The 25,115-nt window shown below is 53.5% G+C and carries 22 protein-coding genes; 10 read left to right on the top strand and 12 right to left on the bottom strand.

Annotated features, from left to right (window positions below):
* Nucleotides 1–18: 18 nt before the first annotated feature.
* The 10 genes from mutS (at nt 19) to yneA (ending at nt 12,917) form a co-directional block, all read left to right on the top strand.
* A complete protein-coding gene (mutS, locus tag E0E37_RS14520; RefSeq protein ID WP_130863715.1) occupies nt 19–2,769 on the top strand; it encodes a DNA mismatch repair protein MutS in 2,751 nt (916 codons plus the stop codon).
* A gap of 2 nt (nt 2,770–2,771) precedes the next feature.
* Nucleotides 2,772–3,530: an AAA family ATPase gene (locus E0E37_RS14525; protein ID WP_330548587.1), complete on the top strand. Its 759-nt coding sequence runs from the start codon at nt 2,772–2,774 to the stop codon at nt 3,528–3,530.
* A 3-nt stretch (nt 3,531–3,533) separates the two neighbouring features.
* A complete protein-coding gene (locus E0E37_RS14530) occupies nt 3,534–4,094 on the top strand; it encodes a GNAT family N-acetyltransferase (protein WP_130863716.1) in 561 nt (186 codons plus the stop codon).
* Entirely contained in the window at nt 4,094–6,217 is a 2,124-nt protein-coding gene (gene mutL / locus E0E37_RS14535) for a DNA mismatch repair endonuclease MutL (protein WP_165445376.1), read from the top strand. Before E0E37_RS14530 ends, mutL begins: the two co-directional genes overlap by 1 nt.
* Before the next feature lie 54 nt (nt 6,218–6,271).
* Nucleotides 6,272–7,228, top strand: a complete 957-nt coding sequence (gene miaA / locus E0E37_RS14540; RefSeq protein WP_130863718.1) for a tRNA (adenosine(37)-N6)-dimethylallyltransferase MiaA — start codon at nt 6,272–6,274, stop codon at nt 7,226–7,228.
* A gap of 43 nt (nt 7,229–7,271) precedes the next feature.
* Nucleotides 7,272–8,420: a tyrosine-type recombinase/integrase gene (locus tag E0E37_RS14545; protein ID WP_130863719.1), complete on the top strand. Its 1,149-nt coding sequence runs from the start codon at nt 7,272–7,274 to the stop codon at nt 8,418–8,420.
* A gap of 64 nt (nt 8,421–8,484) precedes the next feature.
* Nucleotides 8,485–9,777 carry a methionine gamma-lyase family protein gene (locus E0E37_RS14550; RefSeq protein WP_130863720.1) on the top strand — a complete coding sequence of 431 codons (1,293 nt, stop codon included), beginning with the start codon at nt 8,485–8,487 and terminating at the stop codon, nt 9,775–9,777.
* A 269-nt stretch (nt 9,778–10,046) separates the two neighbouring features.
* Entirely contained in the window at nt 10,047–10,772 is a 726-nt protein-coding gene (locus E0E37_RS14555) for a TVP38/TMEM64 family protein (protein WP_130863721.1), read from the top strand.
* Nucleotides 10,773–11,291: 519 nt separating this feature from the next.
* Complete coding sequence (locus tag E0E37_RS14560) at nt 11,292–11,963, top strand: polysaccharide deacetylase family protein (RefSeq protein WP_408608663.1); 672 nt, start codon at nt 11,292–11,294, stop codon at nt 11,961–11,963.
* A gap of 645 nt (nt 11,964–12,608) precedes the next feature.
* On the top strand, nt 12,609–12,917 hold the full coding sequence (yneA, locus tag E0E37_RS18595) for a cell division suppressor protein YneA (protein ID WP_165445377.1): 309 nt from the start codon (nt 12,609–12,611) through the stop codon (nt 12,915–12,917).
* 948 nt (nt 12,918–13,865) lie between these two features.
* On the opposite strand, the gene E0E37_RS14570 is transcribed toward yneA, so the two are convergent.
* The 12 genes from E0E37_RS14570 to spo0A form a co-directional block, all read right to left on the bottom strand.
* Nucleotides 13,866–15,005, bottom strand: a complete 1,140-nt coding sequence (locus E0E37_RS14570; RefSeq protein ID WP_246019743.1) for a glycoside hydrolase family 3 protein — start codon at nt 15,003–15,005, stop codon at nt 13,866–13,868.
* Between the two features lie 238 nt (nt 15,006–15,243).
* Nucleotides 15,244–15,720, bottom strand: coding sequence for a Holliday junction resolvase RuvX (gene ruvX / locus E0E37_RS14575; RefSeq protein WP_130863724.1), 477 nt, complete (start codon nt 15,718–15,720; stop codon nt 15,244–15,246).
* Between the two features lie 109 nt (nt 15,721–15,829).
* On the bottom strand, nt 15,830–16,087 hold the full coding sequence (locus E0E37_RS14580) for a DUF3795 domain-containing protein (protein ID WP_130863725.1): 258 nt from the start codon (nt 16,085–16,087) through the stop codon (nt 15,830–15,832).
* A 203-nt stretch (nt 16,088–16,290) separates the two neighbouring features.
* Nucleotides 16,291–16,539, bottom strand: coding sequence for an IreB family regulatory phosphoprotein (locus E0E37_RS14585; RefSeq protein WP_130863726.1), 249 nt, complete (start codon nt 16,537–16,539; stop codon nt 16,291–16,293).
* 138 nt (nt 16,540–16,677) lie between these two features.
* Nucleotides 16,678–19,302 (bottom strand): alanine--tRNA ligase, encoded by a 2,625-nt coding sequence (alaS, locus tag E0E37_RS14590; RefSeq protein WP_130863727.1) that lies wholly within the window; start codon nt 19,300–19,302, stop codon nt 16,678–16,680.
* 405 nt (nt 19,303–19,707) lie between these two features.
* Nucleotides 19,708–19,899: a YtxH domain-containing protein gene (locus tag E0E37_RS14595; protein ID WP_130863728.1), complete on the bottom strand. Its 192-nt coding sequence runs from the start codon at nt 19,897–19,899 to the stop codon at nt 19,708–19,710.
* A 147-nt stretch (nt 19,900–20,046) separates the two neighbouring features.
* Complete coding sequence (gene mnmA / locus E0E37_RS14600) at nt 20,047–21,162, bottom strand: tRNA 2-thiouridine(34) synthase MnmA (protein WP_246019744.1); 1,116 nt, start codon at nt 21,160–21,162, stop codon at nt 20,047–20,049.
* Between the two features lie 64 nt (nt 21,163–21,226).
* Nucleotides 21,227–21,685, bottom strand: coding sequence for a Fe-S cluster assembly scaffold protein NifU (nifU, locus tag E0E37_RS14605; protein ID WP_281275532.1), 459 nt, complete (start codon nt 21,683–21,685; stop codon nt 21,227–21,229).
* 4 nt (nt 21,686–21,689) lie between these two features.
* On the bottom strand, nt 21,690–22,865 hold the full coding sequence (nifS, locus tag E0E37_RS14610) for a cysteine desulfurase NifS (RefSeq protein WP_130863729.1): 1,176 nt from the start codon (nt 22,863–22,865) through the stop codon (nt 21,690–21,692).
* A gap of 179 nt (nt 22,866–23,044) precedes the next feature.
* A complete protein-coding gene (locus tag E0E37_RS14615) occupies nt 23,045–23,500 on the bottom strand; it encodes a hypothetical protein (RefSeq protein ID WP_130863730.1) in 456 nt (151 codons plus the stop codon).
* A 227-nt stretch (nt 23,501–23,727) separates the two neighbouring features.
* The gene (locus E0E37_RS14620; RefSeq protein WP_130863731.1) at nt 23,728–23,943 is read right to left on the bottom strand and encodes a DUF896 domain-containing protein; all 216 of its coding nucleotides are present in this window, start codon (nt 23,941–23,943) and stop codon (nt 23,728–23,730) included.
* Between the two features lie 230 nt (nt 23,944–24,173).
* Nucleotides 24,174–24,977, bottom strand: coding sequence for a sporulation transcription factor Spo0A (gene spo0A, locus E0E37_RS14625; protein ID WP_330548588.1), 804 nt, complete (start codon nt 24,975–24,977; stop codon nt 24,174–24,176).
* Nucleotides 24,978–25,115 lie beyond the last annotated feature (138 nt).

The following is a 25,115-nucleotide window of genomic DNA, read 5'->3' on the forward strand; positions in this document are numbered from 1 at the left end:
GAAAGAGGACGAAAGAATATGGCATTGACACCGATGATGCGGCAGTATATGGAGATCAAGGAAAGCTACAGGGACTGCATTTTGTTTTTCCGGCTGGGCGATTTCTACGAAATGTTCTTCGACGACGCCATCGTGGCTTCCAAGGCCATGGAGGTGACGCTGACGGGAAAAAGCTGCGGAGAGGCGGAGAGAGCGCCCATGTGCGGCGTACCGTATCATGCGGCGGACACGTATATCGCGCGGCTGGTGGATAAAGGGTTTAAGGTGGCCATCTGCGAGCAGACGGAAGATCCGGCTCAGGCGAAGGGGATCGTAAAACGCGAGGTCATCCAGGTGATCACGCCCGGCACGGTCATCAGTCAGACTATGCTCAACGAGAAGGAGAACAATTATCTGGCTTCCGTCTATCTGACGGAAAACAGCGCCGGCGTGGCCTACTGCGATATTTCCACGGGGGAGATCAGCGCCACGGAGATCGAGGGAACGGATTTCTGGGAACGGCTGCTGAACGAGCTGGTCAAGATCCGTCCCCGGGAGATCATTGGAAACGATGTGCTCGATGCGCCAAAGACCGCGGAAGAGATCAAGGCGGCCACCGACGCTTATATCAGCGTTCTCAATGAAGGATATTTCAACAGAGACACCGGGCGGCAGCGGATCCTCTCTCAGTTTCATATCGGTTCGCTGACGGGGCTGGGGCTCTCCGACAGCCAGAACGCCTTCTACGCGCTGGGGGCGCTGCTGTCCTACCTCTTTGAAACGCAGAAGCAGGGGCTTTCTCACCTGTCCAATCTGAACCTCTACGACACGGGAAAGCACATGTCACTGGACAAGGCGACCATAAAGAATCTGGAGCTGACAGAAACGCTGTTCGAAAAACACGTGCAGGGATCGCTGCTGGGAGTGCTTGACAAGACCCACACGGCCATGGGTTCCCGCAAAATGAAGCAGTGGATCAGAGAACCGCTGAACACGCTGGAGGAGATCTCTGCCAGACTGGATGCGGTGGAAGCGCTGTGCGACGACGTGCTGACGAGAAACAATCTGAAGGAAGGCCTGAAGAAGATCTACGATCTGGAACGTCTGGCCGGGCGCGTGGCCTGCGGAAACGCCAACGGCAGGGATCTGAACGCCCTGAAGACTTCCGTCTTCGTCCTGCCGGAGATCAAAAGCGAGCTCAGCGACTTGAACAGCCGGCTGCTGAATTCGCTCAACGAGGAGATCCATCCGCTGACCGAGATCCAGGAACTCATCGAAAAAGCCATCGTGGACGATCCGCCCTTTACCATAAAAGAAGGGGGACTGATCCGGGAAGGTTATTCTCAGGAGCTGGACGACATGAAGCATTCCATCCGGGACGGACAAGCCTGGATCGCCGGGCTGGAAGGAACAGAGCGGGAGAGGACCGGCATCAAGACCCTGAAAGTGGGTTTCAATAAGGTCTTTGGATATTACATAGAAGTGACCAAGGCCAATATGGAGCTGGTCCCGGAGAATTATATCAGAAAGCAGACGCTGGTCAACTGCGAGCGCTACATCACCCCTGAACTGAAAGAAGTGGAGTCGGTGGTGCTCAACGCGGAGACCAAGATCAATCAGCTGGAATACGAGCTGTTTTCAGAGCTGCGCAAAACTGTGGAGAGCTATATCGGGCTGATCCAGCAGACCTCCGCAGCCGTGGCCGCCCTGGACGTTCTGACCTCTTTCGCGGAAGTGAGCGGCAAGCTGTCCTACGTAAAGCCCCAGGTATACGAGGGCGACGAGATCCGCATCGACAAAGGCCGCCATCCGGTCATCGAATCCATGATCAAAGACGGCATATTCGTCTCCAACGATACGTATCTGGACCGGGACAGGGAGAGCATGCTGCTGATCACCGGCCCCAATATGGCTGGAAAGTCAACCTACATGCGGCAGACAGCTCTGATCGTACTCATGGCTCAGGCGGGCTGCTTCGTGCCCGCGGACTATGCGAAGATCGGCGTGGTGGACCGGATCTACACCCGGATCGGCGCATCGGACAATCTGGCGCAGGGGCAGAGCACGTTTTTCGTGGAGATGAGCGAACTGGCCTACATCCTGAACACTGCTACTCCCCGCAGTCTGGTCATCCTTGACGAGATCGGCCGGGGCACCAGTACGTACGACGGACTGTCCATCGCCTGGGCGGTGGTGGAATACCTCTGTAAGGACAAGAAACAGGTGCGCACGCTCTTTGCCACGCACTATCACGAACTGACCGCGCTGGAGGGACACATCAAAGGCCTGCGCAACCTGAACGTGGATGTGAAGGAGCAGAACGGGAATATCGTTTTCCTGCACAAGATCGTAGAGGGAAGCGCCAGCAGAAGCTACGGGATCCACGTGGCAAAGCTGGCCGGGGTGCCGGACCGTCTGCTTGAGGCGGCGGAGGAAAAGCTTCGGGAGCTGGAGGATACCAGCGCTTCCATCGACCTGGACCGCTATATCAGCGCCTCTTACGGCGATATGGGAGACAGCGCCGGTTCCGCCGGAAGTTCTGAAGTCCTCTGCGAAGGGGGCGGCGAGTCCCACAGCGCCGGCAGGCCCGGGGCTGAGCGGGATGGCGCCGCGGGATCAGAGAAGGCGGATGCCGCGGGAAGCCCCTCCGGCGAAATGCAGCTGTCCTTCTTCCAATTCGCGCCCAACCCCGTAGTGGAGCGGCTGAAGGCGCTGGATCTCATGAACATCACGCCTTCCATGGCGTTTTCCGTATTGGAAGAGTTGAAAGCGGCGGCGGAAAAGAGTTAAGGATGATGGGTGATCGGTTTATTACAGGATTGAAGATCAACTGGGACGGGATCAGCAGGGATTCCTACCTGCGCCGGATCCCGGCCCTGCAGGACCCGGAGGAACTGTGGTTCGACGAAAGCGTCACCTTCTTTGTGGGAGAAAACGGAGCCGGAAAATCCACGCTGCTTGAGGCGGCGGCTGTCGCGTACGGGTTCAACCCTGAAGGGGGAAGCCGGAACTTCAGCTTTTCCACCAGGGACAGCCACTCGGAGCTCTGCCGCAGCATTACGCTGTACAAGGGCTGGAAAATGCCGTCGGATGATTTTTTTCTGCGGGCGGAAAGTTTTTACAATGTAGCGACGAAAGTGGACGAATATGACGACGGTACGGATTTTCTCGCGAAGAATTACGGGGGGAGATCCCTGCACAGTCAATCTCACGGAGAGAGTTTTCTGGCTCTGATCCAAAACCACTTCAGACCCCGTGGGCTGTATCTTCTGGACGAGCCGGAAGCGGCGCTGTCGCCTCAGCGTCAGCTGTCGCTTTTGCTGCGCGTCTTTGAGTTGTCCCGGCAGGGATCGCAGTTTATCATCGCCACCCATTCGCCGATCCTTCTGGGTCTGCCCGGCGCCGCGATCCTGTCCTTTGACGGCGGCCGGATCAGAGAGATCGACTATGAGGAGACGGACAGCTATCGGACCACGGAATTGTTTATCAATCACCGCGGTTCGATGCTGAAGCAGTTATTGGATTATGATCTGGAACAGGAGGAGAGGTAGAGGATGGACAGTGTGATCGGTCCGTATAATTTGACCACGGAACGGCTTTTTCTGAGGCCGGTTAGGGAATCTGACGCCGAAGCGCTCTACGCCTGCTGCCGTGAGCCGGAGGTGGGTCTCAGCGCAGGCTGGAAGCCCCACGAGTCTTTGACTGAGACCCGGGGTCTCATGAAACAGGTTTTTCTGGATCAGGAATCCGTGTGGGCCATCCTGCTGTCGGACAGCGGCACGCTCATCGGCACCGGAGGGCTGATCCCCGACCCGAAGAGAGAAAACAGCAGGGCCAGGATGCTGGGATATTCCCTGGGAAAAGAATACTGGGGCCGCGGCTACATGACGGAAGCTGTGCGGGCCATGCTGCGCTGCGGTTTTGAGGATATGGACCTGGAGTTGATCTCCGCCTACTGTTACCCGGGAAATGAGCGCTCCAGACGCGTGATCTCCAAGTGCGGGTTTCAGTATGAAGGGACTTTGACCCGGGCGGAGGAACGCTTTGACGGAGCAGTGATGGACAATGAATGTTATGTGCTGCTGCGGGAACAGTATGCCGGAAGGGAGGCATAATGGAAATTACACCGAGACGACAGATCCGCGAGCTGCCCAGACAGGTAGCAGATAAGATCGCCGCAGGCGAGGTGGTGGACCGGCCGGTCTCCATCGTCAAGGAACTGGTGGAAAACTCCATCGACGCAGGGGCCACTTCCATCACCGTGGAGATAAAAAACGGAGGAAAGACGTATCTGCGGGTGACGGACAACGGCTGCGGCATCGAGAGCGGTCAGGCAGAGCTGGCTTTTAAGCGGCACGCCACAAGCAAGATCGAGGAAGCGGAGGATCTGAACCGCATCGAAACGCTGGGATTCCGCGGAGAAGCGCTGGCCAGCATCGCCGCCGTATCCAGAGCGGAACTCATCACCAAAACGAGGGAAGCGGACAGCGGCTATAAGCTGCGCATCGAGGGCGGAGAATTTGTGGAGAAGTCCGATACCGGCTGCCCTGACGGCACAACGCTGGTGATCTCCGACCTGTTTTACAATACCCCGGCCAGAATGAAATTTCTCAAACCGGACAATACGGAGAGCACCCTGATCATCGACTTTATGTCGAAGATGGCGCTGGCTTATCCTTCTGTTAAGATACGGCTGATCAACAACTGCTCCGTGCTCTTTTCCACCACGGGAAAAGGAGAGATCTACACCAATATCCTGACCATCTACAGCCGGGAGATCGGAGAAAAGCTGATCCGCGTGGATGCGGAGGAGGAAGGACTGCGCCTGATCGCCTTCGTCTCTCCGCCGTCGCAGAGCAGAACCAACCGCAGGAACCAGATCTTTTTCGTCAACGGCAGATCGGTGGGCAGTAAAGTTCTGGAACGGGCCGTGGCGGACGCCTACACGGAAAAGCTGTTCGAGGGCCGCTATCCTATCGCGTTCCTGTTTCTCTCCGTATCACCGGAGCGGCTGGACGTCAACATCCACCCCAACAAAAAAGAAGTGCGGTTTGACGATGAGAAGGCTGTGCGGGACTTTGTGGGAGCCGCTATCCGCAGAGGGCTTTCCACCAGAGAAGCGGTACCGGAGATCCGTCGGGAAAATGTGTTCAAAAATAACGACTGGCGGGGAAATGGACCGGGAACGGGGAAGGAGGACCAGATCTCCATTCATTCCCGCGCCCGCTCCGCGGAGGCGCCTGGATCCCATGGGATGGGTCAAGATGCCGGATCCAGGATATCTCAGCCGGAGAAGGAAGCGGACATAAAATCGTTTCTGTCAACCAGGCCCAGGCCCGACAATGGGAGAAGCGAGGGCACAGCCTGGAAACAGAAAGAAGAAGAGCGGGGAAATCTCCAGATCTCCGACTGCGGGACGTCTTGCGCTTCCTACCAAGCACCGGCGCCGCAGGGAAACGGAGCGCCTGAGATTCCCGGCGCTGAGGAAGCAAAGGGCGGCCGCGCCCTGGAGCCCTTTCTCGATTCTCTCGGCCAGGAGACCGGGGAGAAGACGCAGGAGCGGCAGCAGCGGTCGGAGCAGAGGGAACAGCGGCGGCAGCAGATGCAGGAGCCGGATCCGCCGAAGATGCCCGTACCGGAACCGCCGGTCAAAAAGCCCTTCGACATCAATACTCTGCGTCCCACAGGCGCCATCTTCAACACGTATATCACAGCCATTGACGACGAGTATTTTTACCTGATCGACCAGCATGCGGCACACGAACGTATCTTTTATGAACAGCTGCTGGCCGCGTACAACAGGGAGGAGCGCCATTCCCAGATGCTGCTGACCTCCTTTGTGGTGGATCTTCCTTTTGCCGTCAAAAACAACGCCGCGGATTTTCTCGTCTATCTGGAACGGATCGGATATCGCATGGAGGAATTCGGCGTCAAGGCCTATATCGTGAAGGAAATTCCGGCCATGATGGAACTGTCGGAGGCGGAAAGTTTCCTGGAGTATTTCCTGGACAATATTTCCGCTGATTTTTCCCTGCAGGATCCGGCTAAAGTAGATAAGATTATAATGAAGGCGTGCAAATCCGCCGTGAAGGCCCATGACCATCTGGCGGCGGAGGAAATACAGGCGCTGATCCGGGATCTGGCGAAGACGAACAATCCCTTCAGCTGTCCCCACGGCAGGCCGACCTTCATCAAGCTCTCCAAATATGAGATCGAAAAATTGTTTAAACGGGTATAGGACCATTCCGGTGACCGGCGCGGCGCGGCGGACCGGAATACCGGGGGATCAGAGATGAACAGGAAGATATTGATCGTTGCAGGCCCCACGGCGGTGGGAAAAACAGAATATGCCATCAAGCTGGCTCAGCGGCTGGGCGGGGAGATCGTCTCCGCAGATTCCATGCAGCTCTATCGCTTTATGGATATCGGGAGCGCCAAGCCCACGACGGAGGAACAGGCCCAGGTGAAACACTATCTGGTGGATGAGATCGATCCCAGAGAACCTTTTTCCGCCGCTCTGTATCAGCGCAGGGCCAAAGCGGCCATCGAGGACATCTTTTCAAAGGGCAGACTGCCGGTGATCTCCGGCGGAACGGGGCTCTATGTGAATTCGATCCTCTACGATATGGATTTTACGGTATCCTCGGGAGACGGAGACAGGCGAAAGCTCCTGGAACAGGAAGCGCAGCAGTTTGGAAATGAGTACGTTCACGAAAAGCTCCGCCTTCTGGATCCGGAAGCCGCCGCCCGCATTCATCCAAACAACCTGAAAAAGGTGATCCGCGCTCTGGAAGCCGCAGAGAGCGGAGTAAAAATTCCTTCCTTCGAGCGTTCCTTTGTAAAAACGGCGGATTACGACAGCATCCTCATCGGTCTCTGCCGGGACAGAGAAGAACTTTACCGCCGCATCGACAGACGGGTGGATCTGCTCATGGAAGCCGGGCTGGTGGAGGAGATCCGCGGCCTGCTGGCCATGGGGCTGACGGAAGAAAACATCTCGATGAAGGGCATCGGCTACAAAGAGATCATCGGATATCTTCGGGGCGAATATCCGCAGGAAGAGGCGGTCCGTCTGGTAAAGCGCAACACCAGACATTACGCAAAGCGCCAGATGACCTGGTTTCGAAGGCTGCCGGGCATGAAATGGTTTACGCTGTCGGAAGAGCAGAGTGCGGAAGAAGCCCTGGACGCCATGACCGCGTACGCCGAAGCCGCTCTCGCCGGCGAGATCTTAGGCGATGAACGATAATTAACATAATATTTTTTCGGTCAATGAATTAGAGGCGAAACGTATGATCGATCGGGAATCCAAGGATAAAAACAAAAAAGAGCTGAGAGTCCACAATAAAAGCGACAAGCCGGACAATATCGTGGAAAAGGAAAGTCACATTGTCGAGCAGTGTGAAGCCATTGAAAAGGAACTGCCGCGGTGGCTCCGGGGATACTTTATGTATCTGAAGGGCCATCTGCTGCCCATGTCCCGTCTTGCTTATCTGCGGGATGTGCGTTTCTTCTGTCAGTATCTGATCGAAAGTACGGATCTGACGGAGGCGGAGACGATCAAAGATTTAAAAGTGGAAGAATTCAACGAGATCCGCGCCGTTGATATAAATATATTTATCGACTACTGCAGACGCTATAAAGTAGAGACGGACAAGGCGATCTACGTCTATGAGAATGATAAAAAATCTCTGGCCAGAAAGAAATCGGCGCTGTCCGTCCTCTTTAAATATCTGTATCGGGACGAGCTGATCAGCCGCAATATAACCGACGGATTCGATCCCATCAAGCTGCCGCGGCCGGGAGAGCGGGAGATCAAGGCGCTGCAGGACAACGAAGTCATGGTGATGCTGGACGCCGTCTCAACGGGAGAGGGACTGACGTCCCACGAAAAGGCCTATTGGGAGAAGACCAAACACAGGGATAAATGCATTTTGATCCTGTTTCTCACTTATGGGCTGCGATTGTCTGAGCTTCAGCAGCTCAATGTGTCCTCCTTCAATTTCAGCCGGGGCGAATTCAAGATCTACCGCAAGAGGGGCAAGGAATCCATGATGCCGCTGAACAGATCGGTGATCAAAGCCCTGGAGGATTACATGAATATGGAGAGACCGGCGGAGGATACGCTGTCCGATGAAAACAAGGACGCGCTGTTTCTCTCGCTGCAGGGTAAACGCATGACGGAACGGCAGATACGCCAGCTGGTGAAGAAGTACACGTCCATCTGCATGGGCACCAGCAGACAGAAGGGCTACAGCCCTCACAAGCTCCGGGCCACGGCGGCCACGTCGCTCATCGGCCGGGGCAATTCCATCTACGACGTACAGGCGCTTCTTGATCACGATAACGTGACCACCACACAGCTTTACGCCGCACATAAAATGAATGTAAAACGCGATCTCATCAAGAGCTTTGAATGGGATGAGGAGTACGAAGAATAGCGTATGAGAATCATAACTGAGGAATAACAGTAGAACATCAATACATAAAAGGAGAATCAGACCAATGCAGAAAAATACCTGGAGCCTGCTGAAAGAATCCATGGGGATTCACGAGGACGTGCTGCGCATCGTTTCCGAAGCAGAAGAAGGAACGAAAGAGATCTTCGAGGAACTGGACGATATCATGGCCTTTAACCAGTACAAAGTGCTGGATGTATTTCAGAAGTGCCGGATCAGCGATATGCATTTTGCCTGGAATACGGGCTACGGTTACGACGACCCGGGCAGAGCGGCCCTGGAAAAGGCTTACGCCATGCTGTTTCGGACGGAAGCCGCGCTGGTACGGCCTATCATCGTAAACGGAACACACGCGCTGACTCTGACGCTGACCGGGATCCTGCGCCCCGGCGACGAGCTGATCTATTGCACAGGCAAACCCTACGATACGCTGGAGGAGGTCATCGGACTGCGGGGAAAAGGCCGCGGATCCCTGGCCGATTTCGGTATTTCCTACAATCAGGTGGAACTGAGACCGGACGGGACCATCGATCTGGAAGCGCTGGGCAGAGCGATCACGCCGAAGACCCGGGTAGTCACCGTTCAGCGGGCCACCGGCTACGGTTGGAGAAAGGCGATCACTATTCCGCAGATCGAGGAATGGGCATCTTTTGTCAAGTCTGTCAATCCGGATATCGTCTGCATGGTAGACAATTGCTACGGCGAATTTCTGGATACCAAAGAGCCCACGGAGGCAGGAGCTGACGTGGCCGCAGGGTCTCTGATCAAAAATCCCGGGGGCGGTCTGGCTCTGACGGGAGGCTATATCGTCGGCCGGGAAGACCTGATCGAAAACATCTCTTACCGCATGACCTCGCCGGGCATCGGCGGTGAATGCGGACTGACCTTCGGTCAGACACGAACTATGTTTCAGGGGCTGTTCATTGCTCCTAAGGTGGTGAACGGTGCGGTGAAAGGCGCCGTGCTCTGCGCCAAGGCCTTTGAAAATCTGGGATACGAGGTCTGTCCCAAGCCAGGAGACAAGCGCAGCGACATTATCGAGGCGGTCAAGCTGGGATCTCCGGAAAAGCTGACTGCTTTCTGCGAGGGGATCCAGGCGGCGGCTCCCATCGATTCCCACGTGAAGCCAATCGCCTGGGATATGCCCGGATACGACGATCAGGTCATCATGGCCGCAGGCGCTTTCGTGCAGGGATCCTCCATTGAACTCTCCGCCGACGCGCCCATGAGGGAACCCTACGCCGTGTATTTTCAGGGCGGCCTGACCTATGAACACTCCAAGTTCGGCGTCATCAAAGCGCTGCAGGCGCTGTATGATAAAGATCTGCTCAAAAAATAGACTGCAGCGCCGCCCAGACCGCCGCCCGGCTGGAAGGTATATCCCATCCGGGCTGAATGTCTTCGATGACGGCAGAGCCGTTTCTCTGCGGGAGTGATCGGAAACCAGGCGGAGAGTACTGGAGGGGCTTGTCCCCACGGGACCCTGAAATAGTGGAAACGGGCCGGGACTGCGGGACGGACTGGAAATGATGGACTGCGGCTTCGCGGCGGTGCGTCGGTCAGGACGCGCACGGAAAGAAGCCCTGCGGCAGTCGGAAAGAAGTCTCTATGAACGAAATGAAGAAACAAAGATGGAAACGTGCGTTCTCTATCCTGAAGCTGCTTGTGTTGATCGGCATTGTCGCCGGCATTCCAGCGCTGCTCTATCAGGCGGACCCGGATTTTATCCGGCAGTTTAAGGATCTGGATGCGGTCAACGCATATCTGGACAAATACGAGACGGCCAGCTGGTTCGTTTACATCGGCCTGCAGATCCTGCAGATCATCGTGTCCGTCATACCGGGCCAGATGATCCAGTTTGCCGCCGGCTATGCCTACGTATTCTGGATCGCTTATCTGCTCTCCATCGCGGGGATCGCCCTTGGGACTATAGCCACTTTTTACCTTGCCAGGCTCTTGGGAAAGGACGCCATGCACGTCATCTTCGGAGAGGAAAAGATCACGTATTTTGTGAACCACCTGAACAGTAAAAAGGCGTATATCACGCTTTTTATTCTGTTTCTGATACCTGGATTTCCCAAGGATCTGATCACGTACGCCGCCGGCGTTTCCGAGATCAAGATCACGCCGTTTCTCATCCTGAATCTGATCGGAAGGTCTCCGGCGCTGCTGGCTACCATTCTGATGGGTTCCATGACGCGGACGGGAAGCTACATCGGAATGGTGATCCTCACCGCCGCCGTCACTGTGGTCTTCATCCTCTGCTTTATCAAACGAAAAAAACTCATCGAAATGTCCGATGTGATCTACGCCAGACTGTTGCGTACGAAATAAGGCGGAAAGAAGAAAAATGACATGAGATGACATGGAAACAGAAACGAGAAACAGCGCGCAGCGTATTGTGAACAGGCCAGAGAATCAGCGTGCAGGGAAAAATATTGACGGAAACAACGGGCGGGAAACATTGTGCAGAAATCGATGCACCGGAAACAAACGCGTGAGAATGATAAATAACGAGAGAGCCTGAAAAAGGGGCGGAAAAAGGGATTAAGGAGAACGAATCTGATGAGAAACGAAAAACACAACAGACGAACGCTGCGGAGAACATTTCTCTGCGTGATCTTAACTATGCTGCTGGCGTTTGCCGGAACAGCCGGCGCCTTCGCGTCCACGTCGGACAGCGTCGGAACCGGTCTGGCCCCGGACAGCCGTATCGCCGGAGCCGTTGAAAAAGCCGTGGCCTCCACAAAGCAGGAAGGGAATCCCATCTTTGTGGAGGTGCCGGTACTCATGTTTCACCACATTGACCCCGGTGAGAAATCGCCACTGACGCCGGACAGCTTCCGGGGCTACATGGAAGACCTGAAAGAAGCCGGATATGAGACTGTCTTTCTGGACGATCTGATCTCTTTTGTGGATGGAAAAGGAACGCTGCCGGAAAAACCTGTGGTGGTGACCTTTGACGACGGATATGAGAGCAACTATATCTACGCGTACCCGGTGCTTAAGGAAATGGGCATGAAGGCGGACATCTCCGTCATCGGGTACACGGTGGGCCGCGATACCATGCCGGGTACCGGACAGCCTATCACGCCGCACTTCACCTGGGCTCAGGCCAAAGAAATGTACGAGGCGGGAGTCGTGCGCATCCATTCCCATACTTACCAGCTTCACCAGCACAAATCCACAGGCGACGTTACCAGAAAAGGCGTTCTGAAGAATCCGGGGGAAGACTTTGCCGCTTATGTGGATCTGCTGCGGGGGGATGCCAACCAGCTGAACCGCATGATCACCGACAATCTGCGATATATCAATAAGGTATACACCTACCCGTACGGTCTCAACGATAAGCTGACTGAATCCCTGCTGGACAATATGGGTTTTCGGATCACCATTACCATCGATCCCGGCGTCAATGTGATCGAAGCGGGAAACAGCGATTCTCTGAAGCTGCTGAAACGGATCTCCTGTGATAAAAACGGTCTCGATATCGTGGAACTGATCCGGGAGCAGAGCCTGCTCTAAACGCAGTACAACGGGCGGGATTCAATGATCGTGTTGTGATCCTCGCAGATCCATTTCGCCAGTACGCCGGCGTTTGTCTGTCTGCGGCCGCGGCACGAAGGAAGTCCGATAGCGTTCGACAGCCATGGCAGGCGGCGAACGGTCAGCGATGGCCGCCGGAGACAAACAGAGGGCAGAAGAGAGCAACAGAGAGCAGTGATAGGTGAGAACTTCGCAAAACAATGATTTTCGCCTATATCCACGTGGAAATCGACGAGAACAGCGATGGCTTTTAAAGAAAATAGGTGAAGAACAGCGATCCATTCGTTTTTCACCTATTTTTTTGTTCCGTTTAGACGAAATGATGAAAGATTAATAAATTTCACCTATTTGATCTGGCGAGGTCTGCGGTCCAGCGCATGCTGATGGTCAGCAGACAGCGGCAGCTGTAAAAGATCGCCCACAAAAAAGAACATATATTCGATTTTGCTTTACAAAGAACATTTGTTCTGGTATTATAATATCAAACAGATGTTCTTTTTTTATATTGCCCGTATGCTCGGTTCAGCATGTTCGGCGCTGAAGCTGACGGATCAAAGCTGTATGTTTCGGGACAGGACCATTAAATACTTGAATCTTGAATACACAAACACGGAGGCGGAAAAAATGAAGACAAAAAAATATCGGATTAAATCAAAATTCAGATTCACGATCTTTATCGCACTTATGGTCGTATTCACCGCATTTGTGACCGGCACGGTCCTCGGACTGGACGATGCATCCAGTTTGTCTGAAGAGCCTTCCTACATGCAGGTCGAGATCCAGGCCGGAGATACCCTCTGGAATATCGCAGGACAATACGGTCCTGCAAATATGGATCGCCGCCAACTCGTATTTGAGATCTGCCGTGTCAATGATATCAATGCAGATACCATACAGCCCGGACAAACGATCCTGGTTCCGGAAAAGATCTGAAGTACGGCACGCAGTCAGGCCGTATACCATATCAAATACCTTCAGCGTTCCATATGATAAATCCATATAAATATAGAACGCTGCGTCAACTGTGATATATGTGGTAATGGTACGTATGTTCCGTTTCTCCAGCCGGGACACCCATACCGGCCGGAGAAACCATGCTGTCATTCCTATTTCGTGCTGATAACGTGATCAAGGACCTGATCGGAAGGTATCATTGATCCAACATCACAGAAAAAGTCGCTTAAATCTAAAAATAGAGCCTCGTCACGTGGAAACGTTGCAATTACAGGGATCCGTCTGTTTTCTCCCCGAAAACTGAGTTTTGAGATACGGATCCGCGTAAAACTGTCAGGACCGGAGAGACGGAAAGACAGTTATACGTGACTGCAATACAGGCAAAGATGAATGGAGAACGATTAACGGAAGATCCTGTGGGATACGCAGAGCATTGCAGAAAAAATTCCGAATGCATCTGGATTGAGAAACGCTGGGAACAGCGGACGCAAAGATGAAGATGTACATATTAAGTAAAAAGCAACTATAAATCAGAGATGAACATAGAATGACCATAAAAATATTATGAAAACATATTGGAATTTGAACGCATGCAGGCGTTACATCAGATGTTATAAGCAGAATAAATGCAGATGGACTGAAATACATGGTGCAAAGTCCAGAAAAGTATTAAGCGGGTTTTTACTTAATTATTATTCCGAAAACATATATTTTAGGAATAGTTATGCCTGCGCCCTTTCCCAATTATTTCAGGATATCCATAGTAACTTAAGTAACTTAACGACCTGATATGCCGCCGCGCCGACGCCTGCAGTCACATGCATCCTCGCGGACGGCGGTTTTTTATTTCTCTCTTATGAATTGCTTTTTATAAACAAGATCGGGCCCGCAGATCGTGTACCCCTTGGTTGTGTGTATGGCCATGGCTCACTGGTTGGCGATAAGTCCCATATTGATCTTCAGCTCCAAAATTCGGAGCACGGATTCATCGATCCGTTCCTGGCTGATCTGTCCGCTGTGGACTGCGGCGATCACCGCCGGGATCTGGACCTCAAAATCCGTACAGCACAGCAGATCATTCCCTGCCAGCACGGCCAGCACGGCGGCCGCCTCATCTCCGGCAAATTCTCTGATGGCGTCCATATAGAGATCATCGGTGATGATGACTCCCGGATAGCCCAGATCAGATCTGAGGATATGGTGGACCTTTTTCGATAAGGACGCGGGAAAATCCGGGTCCATACACTCCACGATGTTGTGGGAGATCAGGATGATATCGGCCCCTGCGTCGATTCCCGCCTGAAATGGGAGAAAATCGGAAGAAATGAATTGTGCGTAGGGCCGGCTGTCGTGGGCGACGCCTGTATGAGTGTCGATGTTGTTTCCGTAGCCCGGAAAATGCTTCAATACCGGAGCCACACCGTTTTCTTTCATGGTCTCAGTCACTGTTGCTGCATAGACGGCCGTCTGTTTTGCGTTTTGCCCGAAGCTTCGCTGGTATATATAATCTTCAGGGTCTTCAGAGACGTCGCATACCGGGGCAAAGTTCACATTGATCCCAAGTTCTTTCAGCAGATCACACTTTTCTTTTGTATCGCTGATGATCAGGGGCCAACCGCCTTCCTGATAAAGTGACTGGGGCGAGTGAAACGGCACAGCGCGGAAAGCTGGAAACAGACTGATCCGGTTCACGCTCCCACCCTCCTCGTCCACGCCTATGAAAAGAGGGATCTCAGCTGAATCCTGATAACTCTGCACTGTGCGGGCCGCTTCGGCTTTACTCTTATCCCTGAAATCCCGGGAAAACAGCAGGTACCCGCCGATGTGCAGAGAAGATATCTTCGATACCGCATCCTCCTTCGGACATCTCACAAGAAACATCTGCCCTACTTTTTCTTCCAGACTCATCTGTTCCAGCAATTGTTCCGCCTGACTTTTTGTTTCTTCATGGGGAAGCGGGCCGCCTGTCAGATTCTCCCCGTTGGCTTCCTGGTCTCCCCTGCTGTCCTGGGTATCGCTCCTATCCCAGATGCGGCCGGTCACGTCGCTGAAGAGCAAAATACCCAAAAAAACAGCGGCGGCCGCCCCAAAACAGACCGCGGCAATTCGTAATTTGTTAATGGACGCCGCCTCCCTTCATGATCGATACATCCCATCGTTTCTTCGCCATTGATCCATCGCCGTTCTTTGCCGCTTACAGGTTCCGTTTTTCGCCGAAGGGTTGTTCCAGCGGGTGTACCTGACTAATTGGCCGGGACTTCTCCAGACCCCAGCCCCCAAGTGCAAGATCAGGCCAAGTGCAAGATCAGGCATCGTCTTCCTGCGCCGCTTCTTTTTCCGCCGCCTTTTTCAGATTGTGATACCGATCCAGAAAGCTCTGGAGAATGATGACGGCCGCCTGTTTATCGATCACATCTTTCCTTTTTTTTCGGCTGACGTCTGCCTGGATCAGCACGTTTTCCGCAATTTTTGTGGTGAAGCGTTCATCCTGCCATTCCAGCGTCAGATCTTTTATGCCGCTGCTGCGGATCTTGTTTTCCAGCATCGTGCGGAAATCGCGGACCTTTTCTGTCTGAATACTGTCGGAGCCGTCCAGATTCCGCGGCAGCCCGATGACGATGGTATCGGCGCCGTGCTCCTTTGCCAGTGCGAGGACCTTATCTGCGTCCTTTCTAATCCCCACCCGCTCGATTGTCATCAGTCCCTGGGCGGTGAGCAGCAGTCCGTCGCTGACTGCCACTCCAATGGTCTTATCACCTACATCCAATGAAATACATTTCATATTTACCTTTACCCTCCATTTACTTTCGCATGCGTTTGCATTTCGTTCCGAAGCCCCCATGACTTTATTCGGCCCAGTTGCTGCCGAGCGGTTTCGGGCCGCCTGGAGTCTATTTTTCGGCCCACTTTCTGCACTGCTCCAGCCGCACCGCCGGGTCAAAGCCCATTTCCACGCCCATATTGGCCTCCATCTGGCAGGGAAAATCGGGACATTCTCCGCAGTGATCCCAGCCTTTTTCTTCACAGCAGGTTTTCACGCCGCAGTCTCCGCCCCAAAAAGGCTTTTCCATGATAGTACATCCCAGGCATTTTACTTTCTCTTTTCTCTCGCAGCTGCCGCAGCAGACTCCGCATCTCGACTCAAACATCCCTTGCCCTCCTCTTCTGGTGTTTTCATATGGGACACTGGTCCGGTGGTTGTCATCGGTGTTAAACAAACTGAACCGGACTTTGAGACTGGAAATATGTAAAAACAGATCCGGCCATCTCCGCAATTCCTAGGATACCGCGGAGATTTCCTGTGAAATTACAAAAACAGCGGACGTGGTAAACGTCCGCTGTGTCCGGTCCTTTATTTTCTCAAGAAAGCTCTCAACAGCTCTTCGACCAAATCGTCTCTCTCTATGTGACGAATCAGGTTTCTGGCGTTATTATGTCCGGTGATGTAAGAAGGATCCCCGGAGAGAATATAGCCGACCATCTGGTCGATGGCGTTATATCCCTTTTCTTCAAGAGCGTTATATACTGTTCTCAAGATTTCTTCCGTTGTCTGCTGGGTCGCTTTATCTGGACTGTTAAACAGTATCGTATTTCTATCCACGCCTTCACCTTCCTTTGCCTTTACTCTCGATAATTCATTATACAAATGATCGGTAGAAGAAACAAGGGCGTTGCCATATTTTTAATATTGTTGTAATATTCCTCCGCGGCCCGGACAGACCGCCAGTGGTTTTCAGCTCTACAGCAGCGAGTAAGCCAGCTCGAAAGCCTCAGGAAGCCTGCTCTTATCCTTGGCTCCGGCCTGAGCCATGTCGGCTTTGCCGCCGCCTCCGCCTCCTGCGGCCGCGGCGATCTGTTTGATCATGCTGCCTGCGTGGTAGCCTTTCTCCAACAGATCGTCAGAGACGGATACCATCAGGGTTACCTTTTCGCCGTTCACCGCTGCGAAGACCATGATCACGCCCTTGTGTTCGGCTTTGATCTCGTCGGAGAGCTTTCTCAGATCGTTGATCGCTGTGTCTTCAAATACTCTGGTGATCAGTTTGACGCCGTTCTTCTCCCTGGCGCTTTCTATCATCTGATCCATCTGGCCGCCCATGGCCTGCATCTTCATTTCTTCCAGTTCCTTTTTGCAGGCTTTCGCCTCCTCGGAAACGGCTTCGATCTTGGAGAGCAGTCCGCTGGGATTGGTCTTCAGAATTTCCGCCGCTCTGCCGACCAGAGACTCGTATTCATTGAGCTTGGCGATCAGCTCTGTGCCGGTCACGGCCTCGATCCTGCGGACGCCTGCGGCAACGCCGCTCTCCGACAAGATCCGGAGGGCGCCGATCTGGCCGGAATTGCTCACATGGGTGCCGCCGCAGAACTCGATGCTGTAGTCTCCGATGGAGACGACCCGCACGAGTTTTCCGTATTTCTCACCGAACAGGGACGTTGCTCCTGTTTTTTCTGCTTCCTCGATGGGCATCTCCACGCTGGTTACAGGGATGAACTGCAGGATTTTTTCGTTGACGATATTCTCGATCTCCGCCAGCGTCTCCTTGGGCACCGCCTCAAAATGGGTAAAGTCAAAGCGCAGTCCGTGCTCTGTCACGCTGGATCCGGCCTGTTCCACGTGATTTCCAAGCACCTCCCGCAGCGTCTTGTGCAGCAGATGGGTCGCTGTGTGATTGCGGGCGATCTGATTTCTTTTGACGGCGATCACGATGGAGCTCACCTTGTCGTCCACGCGCAGTTCACCGGAGCGCACCGTTACGTGGTGCACATAGACGTTGCGGAATTTGGTGGTAGCCGTCACCTCCGCCTGGCAGCCGGAATCCCCGTAGATGAGTCCCACGTCTCCGGCCTGTCCGCCGCCCTCTCCGTAGAAAGGCGTGCGGTCTAAAATGACCTTTGCAGTCTCCCCTTCTGAGACGACGTCCGCTGCGTCTCTTCCTTTGAAGATGCCTTTGACCGTTCCGTCGGCGGTCAGCGTGTCATAACCCAGAAATTCAGTGGCGTCGAAGGCTGCGTAGAGAATGGATTCGTCCGCCCAGCCGGCGTCGGTATCGGACTTCCTGGCGGCCCGGGCCATCTCCTTCTGACGCTGCATGTTGGCGTTGAAGCTGTCCACGTCCACGTCCACGTCCTGTTCGCCGGCGATCTCCTGAGTCAGTTCCAGAGGGAAACCGAACGTGTCGTACAGCTTAAAGGCCTGTTCTCCGGAAATGGTCTTTTCTCCCGACTTTTTCAATGTCTCCAGATATTCCTCCAAAATATTGGTGCCCTGGTCGATGGTCTCGCTGAATTTTTCTTCTTCCACGGACAGGATCCGATGGATATACTCCCGTTTTTCTTCCAGCTCCGGATATGCCACGCCTGAGACCTCGATGACCTTCTCGGAAAGAGACGCCAGGAACGCGCCCTGGATACCCAGAAGCTTCCCATGGCGGGCCGCCCGGCGAAGAAGACGCCGCAGCACGTAGCCCCGTCCCTCGTTGCTGGGCAGAACTCCGTCCCCCACCATAAATGTGATAGAGCGGATGTGGTCCGTGATGATGCGGATGGAGGTATCCGTCTTTTCCGCTCCATCGTGATAAGGCACGCCGGAGATGCGGACCACTTCGTCCAGGATCGTTCGGATGGTGTCCACGTCAAAGATGGAGGTCACGTCCTGCATGATGCAGGCCAGCCGTTCCAGTCCCATGCCGGTGTCGATGTTGGGATGCTCCAGCGGTACGTAGCTTCCGTCCTCCTGCCGGTCAAACTGTGTAAATACGTGATTCCAGAACTCAATGTAACGGTCGCAGTCGCAGCCGGGCTTGCATTCCGGATTGCCGCAGCCGTACTCCGGACCGCGGTCGAAATAGATCTCGGAACAGGGTCCGCAGGGTCCGGTGCCGATCTCCCAGAAATTATCTTCCTTGCCCAGACGCACGATGTGCTCCTCCGGCATGCCGATCACATCCCGCCAGATATTGTAGGCCTCGTCGTCGTCCAGATAGATGGTCGCCCAGATTTTGTCCTCTGGCATCTCCAGCACCTGAGTGATGAATTCCCAGCCCCATTTGATCGACTGCTCTTTGAAATATTCCCCGAAGGAGAAGCTTCCCATCATCTCAAAGAAGGTGCCGTGGCGGTCGGTCTGCCCCACGATGTCGATATCGCCGGTACGGATACATTTCTGACATGTGGTCACGCGCTTGCTGGGCGGCGTTTCAATGCCGGCAAAGAAAGGCTTCATGGGAGCCATGCCGGAATTGATGAGCAGCAGGCTCTTGTCTTTATTGGGTACCAGCGAAAAGCTTTTCATCGGGTAATGGCCTTTTGATTCGTAAAACTTGCGAAACATCGTCCGCAGTTCATTCAGCCCTGTGTTTTTCATACGTCTTCCTCCATTTCTTACTGATCCTTTTGACTTGCAAAAAAAGAAAAAGCCCCGTCCCCGGTTAGGGACGAGACGAACTCGCGGTACCACCCTAATTACCCTGCAGAAACAGGATCTCTTCATTCAAGCTGGAACTCCAAGGCAGCTTCCCTCACCCGCCCACGGAAGGCTCCCACCGTCCCTTCCTCTCTTCGCTGCGCTGCGATAAGGTACTAATCCTCTTCATCATTCCGGTATTCAGTTTGATACGTCTGGGACAAGGCATTCACGATGCGTCCAAACTAAACTTAATTATATAATACAGATCTTTTGGTTGTCAACAGAATCAGCCGATCAGTGAAACTATTTATTTGTTTTACGCAAAAGACGCGCCGAAACGCGTCCTCTGCGGTCTTGCCTGTCCTATCTGTCCGTAAAATCGTGCAGGCTGTCGCCCAGGTCGGAAACCAGATCGTTCAGATCATCAGTGGCCTTGCGGAAGCTGCGCTGGATCTCCCGGCGGTATTTCGGCTTGCTCATGCTGCCGAGGTACATTCCGACCAGAGTTCCGGCCAGTCCCATACCAACAGCCATTCCTAATCCATTGTTTCTCATTCAAACACCCTTCCTTTCCGTTATCCCTGCTGCTTTTGTCTCCCGCCGTTTCGCAGTCTTTGCTGACGGCTGTGAAACGCACGGACGGAAGATGCGGATCACGCAAATTTTCTTCCGCACTATTTAGAATAACCGGAAGAAGTATTTCTATTCCCTGTGGGCGGTGGATGGGTTTTCCTTTTTTGCGGTGATAAATCCGCCCCCCAACAGCCGGTCGCCGTCGTAAAATACCAGGGATTGTCCCGGAGTGGGCGCTCTCTGAGGCTGGGAAAACTCTACGCGCACGCCGTCGCCGCCGTCCCTGTACAGCTCCGCCTCAGAAGGCTGTGCGGCGTAACGGATCTTGGCATAGACTTTTTTCCCTTCCCAGGCGTCCGGCAGCGGTCCTGTCCCGTCCTCATAGCAGTTCAGACGTATGTCTTTTGCAAAAACCGTGGTTTTGAACAGATCCTCATTATCTCCCAGGATCACCTGGTTTTTCAGTGGATCAAGGCCGACTACGAATGTGGGTTTTCCGAATGTGATCCCCAGCCCCTTCCGCTGTCCCACCGTGTAGTGCAGGAGTCCTTGATGGCGGCCTAAGATCTGTCCCTGAAGAGAAGCAAAGTCGCCCGGCGGACTGACGGCGCCCTGCTTTTCAATATAGTCCACATAGCTGCCTTCCCTGATAAAGCAGATCTCCTGGCTGTCCTTTTTGTCAGCGTTGTGGATGCCGTTTTCACGGACCAGCCGGCGGGTGGTTTCTTTTTCCTCCGTATCGCCCAGAGGCAGCAGCAGACGGCTCAGTATGCTCTGGTCCAGACGGTAAAGCATGTAGGACTGATCCTTTTTCAGGCTTGCGCCCCTCCGGATAAACCAGCGATCTTCCTCTCTGCTGTAGCCCACCCTGGCGTAATGGCCGGTGGCGAGATAGTACGCGCCTGTCTCGTCGGCAGCCTCACGCATGACGCGGAATTTGACCGTAGGATTGCAGAGAACGCAGGGATTTGGGGTCTCTCCGCTCAGGTAAGAACGGCAGAAGTATGAGATGACCTGATCGCGGAACTGATCCTTTACATTTCTATAAAGGAAAGGGATCTCCAGTTCCTTTGCCGTCCGTTCCGCAGCTTCCCGCTCCGCCTGCTGATCGCCCAGCACGTCGAAAAAAAGTCCGGTGACTTCAAAGCCTTTTTCTCTTAACAACAAAGCAGCGGCAGTGCTGTCCACACCGCCGCTTAAGCCGAGCAATACCCTGTTGTTTTCCGGTATTGTTCTATCCATCATCTGTTCCTCTCCGGTCCGCATTTCAGCGCGCTTCTTAACGCGTCTGACCGGGCCTTCCTGTTGCTTATTCCTCGTCCTCCCCATGGTCGTCGTGATCGTGGGGATCTTCCTCAGCGTTGGGATCGAAGTCTTTCAATTCCTCGTACTCCAGTCCGTTCTTCTGAGCGTAATCGTAAATGGCCGCCTTGATCGCCTGCTCGGAAAGCACGGAACAGTGGATCTTTGGTCCGGGAAGTCCGCCCAGCTTGTCCAGAACATCCTTGTTGGTCAGGGCCAGAGCCTCTTCGACTGTCTTTCCGATCAGCATGTCCGTGGCCATACTGGAGGACGCGATGGCTGAGCCGCAGCCGAAGGTCTTGAACTTGGCGTCGGTTATCACGTTATCTTCCACCTTGATGGTGATCTTCATCATATCTCCGCAGACCGGACTCCCGTAGGTCCCCACGCCGTCCGCGTTCTCAATTTCCCCCACATTGTGCGGGTTCATGAAATGGTCCATTACCGTATCATTATACATTGCCATAGTATTACCAGCCTTTCTCACCTGAAACAGATGAAATCTCTCTCAATGTTGCTACAACCTTTACCAGACACTCTACTGTGTAATCGATATCCTCTTTGGTGGTAAAATCTCCGATGGAAAACCGGAGCGATCCATGGATCCGTTCCACCGGTATGCCCAGAGCCGCAAGGACGTGGGACGGTACCAGGGATTTGGATGAACAGGCGGAACCCGTAGATACGGAGATCCCGTTCAGATTCAGATACAAAAGCAGAGCTTCCCCCTCGATAAAATCGAAGGTGAGATTGGCATTTCCGGGATGACGGTGCTCCATTCCGCCGTTGATATAGACGTTGGAGATTTTTTCCGTCACTTCTTGAATGAAGTAATCCCGCAGAGATGTAAGCCGTTCTATGTGATCCGTGAGCTGCTCCATGGCCAGCTCCGCGGCCTTGCCGAAGCCTACCATGTTGGGAACGCTCTCCGTTCCGGCCCGTTTGCCGAATTCCTGGGCGCCTCCGTGGATAAAGCCAGGCAGGACCACGCCTTTTCTGATGTACAGCGCGCCGATCCCTTTGGGACCGTATATTTTGTGAGCCGACATGGACATCATGTCGATCCCAAGCTCTTTCACATCGATGGGAACGTTGCCCAGCGCCTGCACCGCGTCCGTATGGAACAGGATGTCCCGTTCCCTGGCGATGGCCGCAGCCTCTCTGATCGGCTGGATCGCGCCCATCTCATTGTTTACGAACATGACGCTGATCAGGATGGTCTTGTCGGTTATGGCCTGTTTCAACTCTTCCGGATCGATGCGGCCGTCAGGCTTTACGCCCAGGTAAGTAACCTCAAAGCCTTCCTTTTCAAGGGCCTTGCAGGTATGCAGGATCGCGTGATGCTCGATCTGTGTAGTGATGATATGGTTGCCTCTGCCTTTTTTCCTCAGGGAATGTGCCGTACCGATCAGCGCCCAGTTGTCCGCCTCGGAACCGCAGGAAGTGAAAATGACTTCTCTGTCGCCGGCGCCGATCAGCCGGGCCACCTGATTTCTGGCCTTATTGATAGCTGCCGCCGCATCCTCCCCATACTGATATAAGCTGGATGGATTCCCAAACTTCTCACAGAAATAGGGAATCATCTCGTCAAGCACTTCTCTTTTTACAGGCGTGGTAGCTGAGTAATCCAGATAAACCTGCCGCATTGCCACCTCTCCTTTCGATTTATATGTTTAAGTTTATATTACCCTCAAACGGCGAAAACACACGTATTTCTGGGTATCATGCAATACTCATATATTATACCAGCTTTTCGCCAAAGATAAACAAAATTTTTAGGAGATTGATCCGCGGAATGAGGCGGAAGACAAGCGGCCAAAGGCGCCTATTGCAGGTCCACAGGTTCAAACTGGCTGAGCTTCCATTGCCCGCCTGTTGATCTGAGAAGAATGAAGTAATCCGAATCGGAGATGTAGTCTCCGGACAGTCCTTTCATATACCAGGTCAGATGTCCCTGAAAGCTGATGTTGTCAAACATGGTCATCTTCTGCTTCAGTCCCTTTACCTCCAGCCGATCGATCAGATCCAGATCAGTGTAGTCCGATGAGCGCAGAAGCGTGATGTCTTCCTTCAGCAGCGGCTGTGTCTCTACTTCGTACAGCTGTTTTTCAGCCTCCGCCGGGGTGATCTCGCCGTAATACGCCCGCTGGAGGATAAAGGCCCGGTCCGTCAGCAGTCCCGTCACAATATCCTGTTTCTCTTGTACCCCAAAACCGGTGAAAATACTCACGGCAATTACAATAATACAGGGCAGCATCAATTTTTTGCAGTTCAATGACAATCTGTCCACCTCTTTCTGGCCGGAGACAAGGCGGCGCGGCAGCTCCGCCTGGACCCGGTCCCTGATTTTTTTTATCGGTTCTCCCTTCTTTGAGCTTTGGGCCCAGCGGCGGAACGGCTTGTCCCGCGCCGGATGCCTGCGCTCTGAGAGTCCTATATCATCATACGAAAAAAGCAGCGGGAAAATTGTTCCTTCCCGCTGCTGAATCCGCAGTGTTTTCTTGCTTTTTAATTCTTAAGTTTTGGTATTTCGACGGCTTTAGCCGGCGGCTGATCTTCTACGAATTCAATGTTGTCGAGCTGTGCCCGAAAACGCTCCCGGAAGTCCGCCAGAAATTCCTGGCGCAGCACTTTCTGCTCTTCCGTTTCCTCAGGGGTGAGTCCTGTGGCTTTCTTCTTTCTCGCCAGCTCATTGATCCTGTCAATTTTGCTCTGCGGCAGCATATCAATTCCTCTTTTCCTCTCAAGTTTGCGAGATGCGCACCATCTCTTTTCGCATCTTCAGCTGAAAGTATCGTACCATAATCCCCGAAAGCCTGCAAGAGGCATGTGGGGGACGGCGCCGCGCTTAGCAGAAAAGAAAACGCCGCCTGATATCCCCTGACCTTAGGCGGCGTCTTAATTTTTCTATTTTAAGTCGAGCGAAGGCCTTTACCGCCTTGGGGACCTGGCTGTCAGCTCACTTTTCTTTCCAGCCGCAGCTTATCGGCGATAATGGCGATGAACTCTGAATTGGTAGGTTTGCCCTTGTCATTATGTACAGTATAGCCAAAGAGACTGTTGAGCGTTTCTAATTTTCCCCTGTTCCACGCGACTTCGATGGCGTGGCGGATCGCTCGCTCTACTCTGCTGGGCGTGGTGTTGTTCATTTTCGCGATGGCCGGATACAGTTCCTTCGTGACGGCGCTGAGCAGATCCATGTCCTCCACCACCATGGTGATCGCATCCCGCAGATATTGATAACCTTTGATGTGAGCCGGCACGCCCACTTCGTGGATCATATTGGTGATATCCATTTCCAGATCGCTCACTCTCGGTTCGTCGGCGCTGATGACAGCTCTGACGGTGTTGGTGCGGTTCCCCTGACTTCCCGCATTCTTTTCCGGATCCATGAGCTGTATGATACGTTTGGCCAGAATGTTCAGATCAAAAGGCTTTACCACATAATATTCGGCGCCCAGGTTGATCGCTTTCTGTGTGATGGATTCCTGACCCACCGCGGAAAGCATGATGACCTTCGGGAACTTTTCAAGCTCCATTCCGTTGAGTCTTTCCAGAACGCCAAGCCCGTCCAGATACGGCATGATCATGTCAAGGATCAGCACGTCCGGCTTGTCCTTCAGAACAGCGTCCACGGTCTGCATCCCGTCGTGGACCGCGAATACGATCTCGATCCCCTGCTGGGCTTCGAAGAAGTCCGTCAAAATCTCGCAGAAATCCTTATTGTCGTCTGCGATACCTACTCTAACCTTTGTCATTAAAATTTCCCCCTTAAAACTACTTTTTCTTTGGCTTTTCTTTTCTGCTGAACATTTTATCCTAATAAATTATAAAAAAGATTCGACAAATTTGCAAGAAGGACGGCGGTATAAGTATGAAACAAAAACGTCACACTT

The organism is Bacilliculturomica massiliensis, from assembly GCF_900605495.1.
GTDB classification, from domain to species: Bacteria; Bacillota; Clostridia; order Peptostreptococcales; family Anaerovoracaceae; genus Bacilliculturomica; species Bacilliculturomica massiliensis.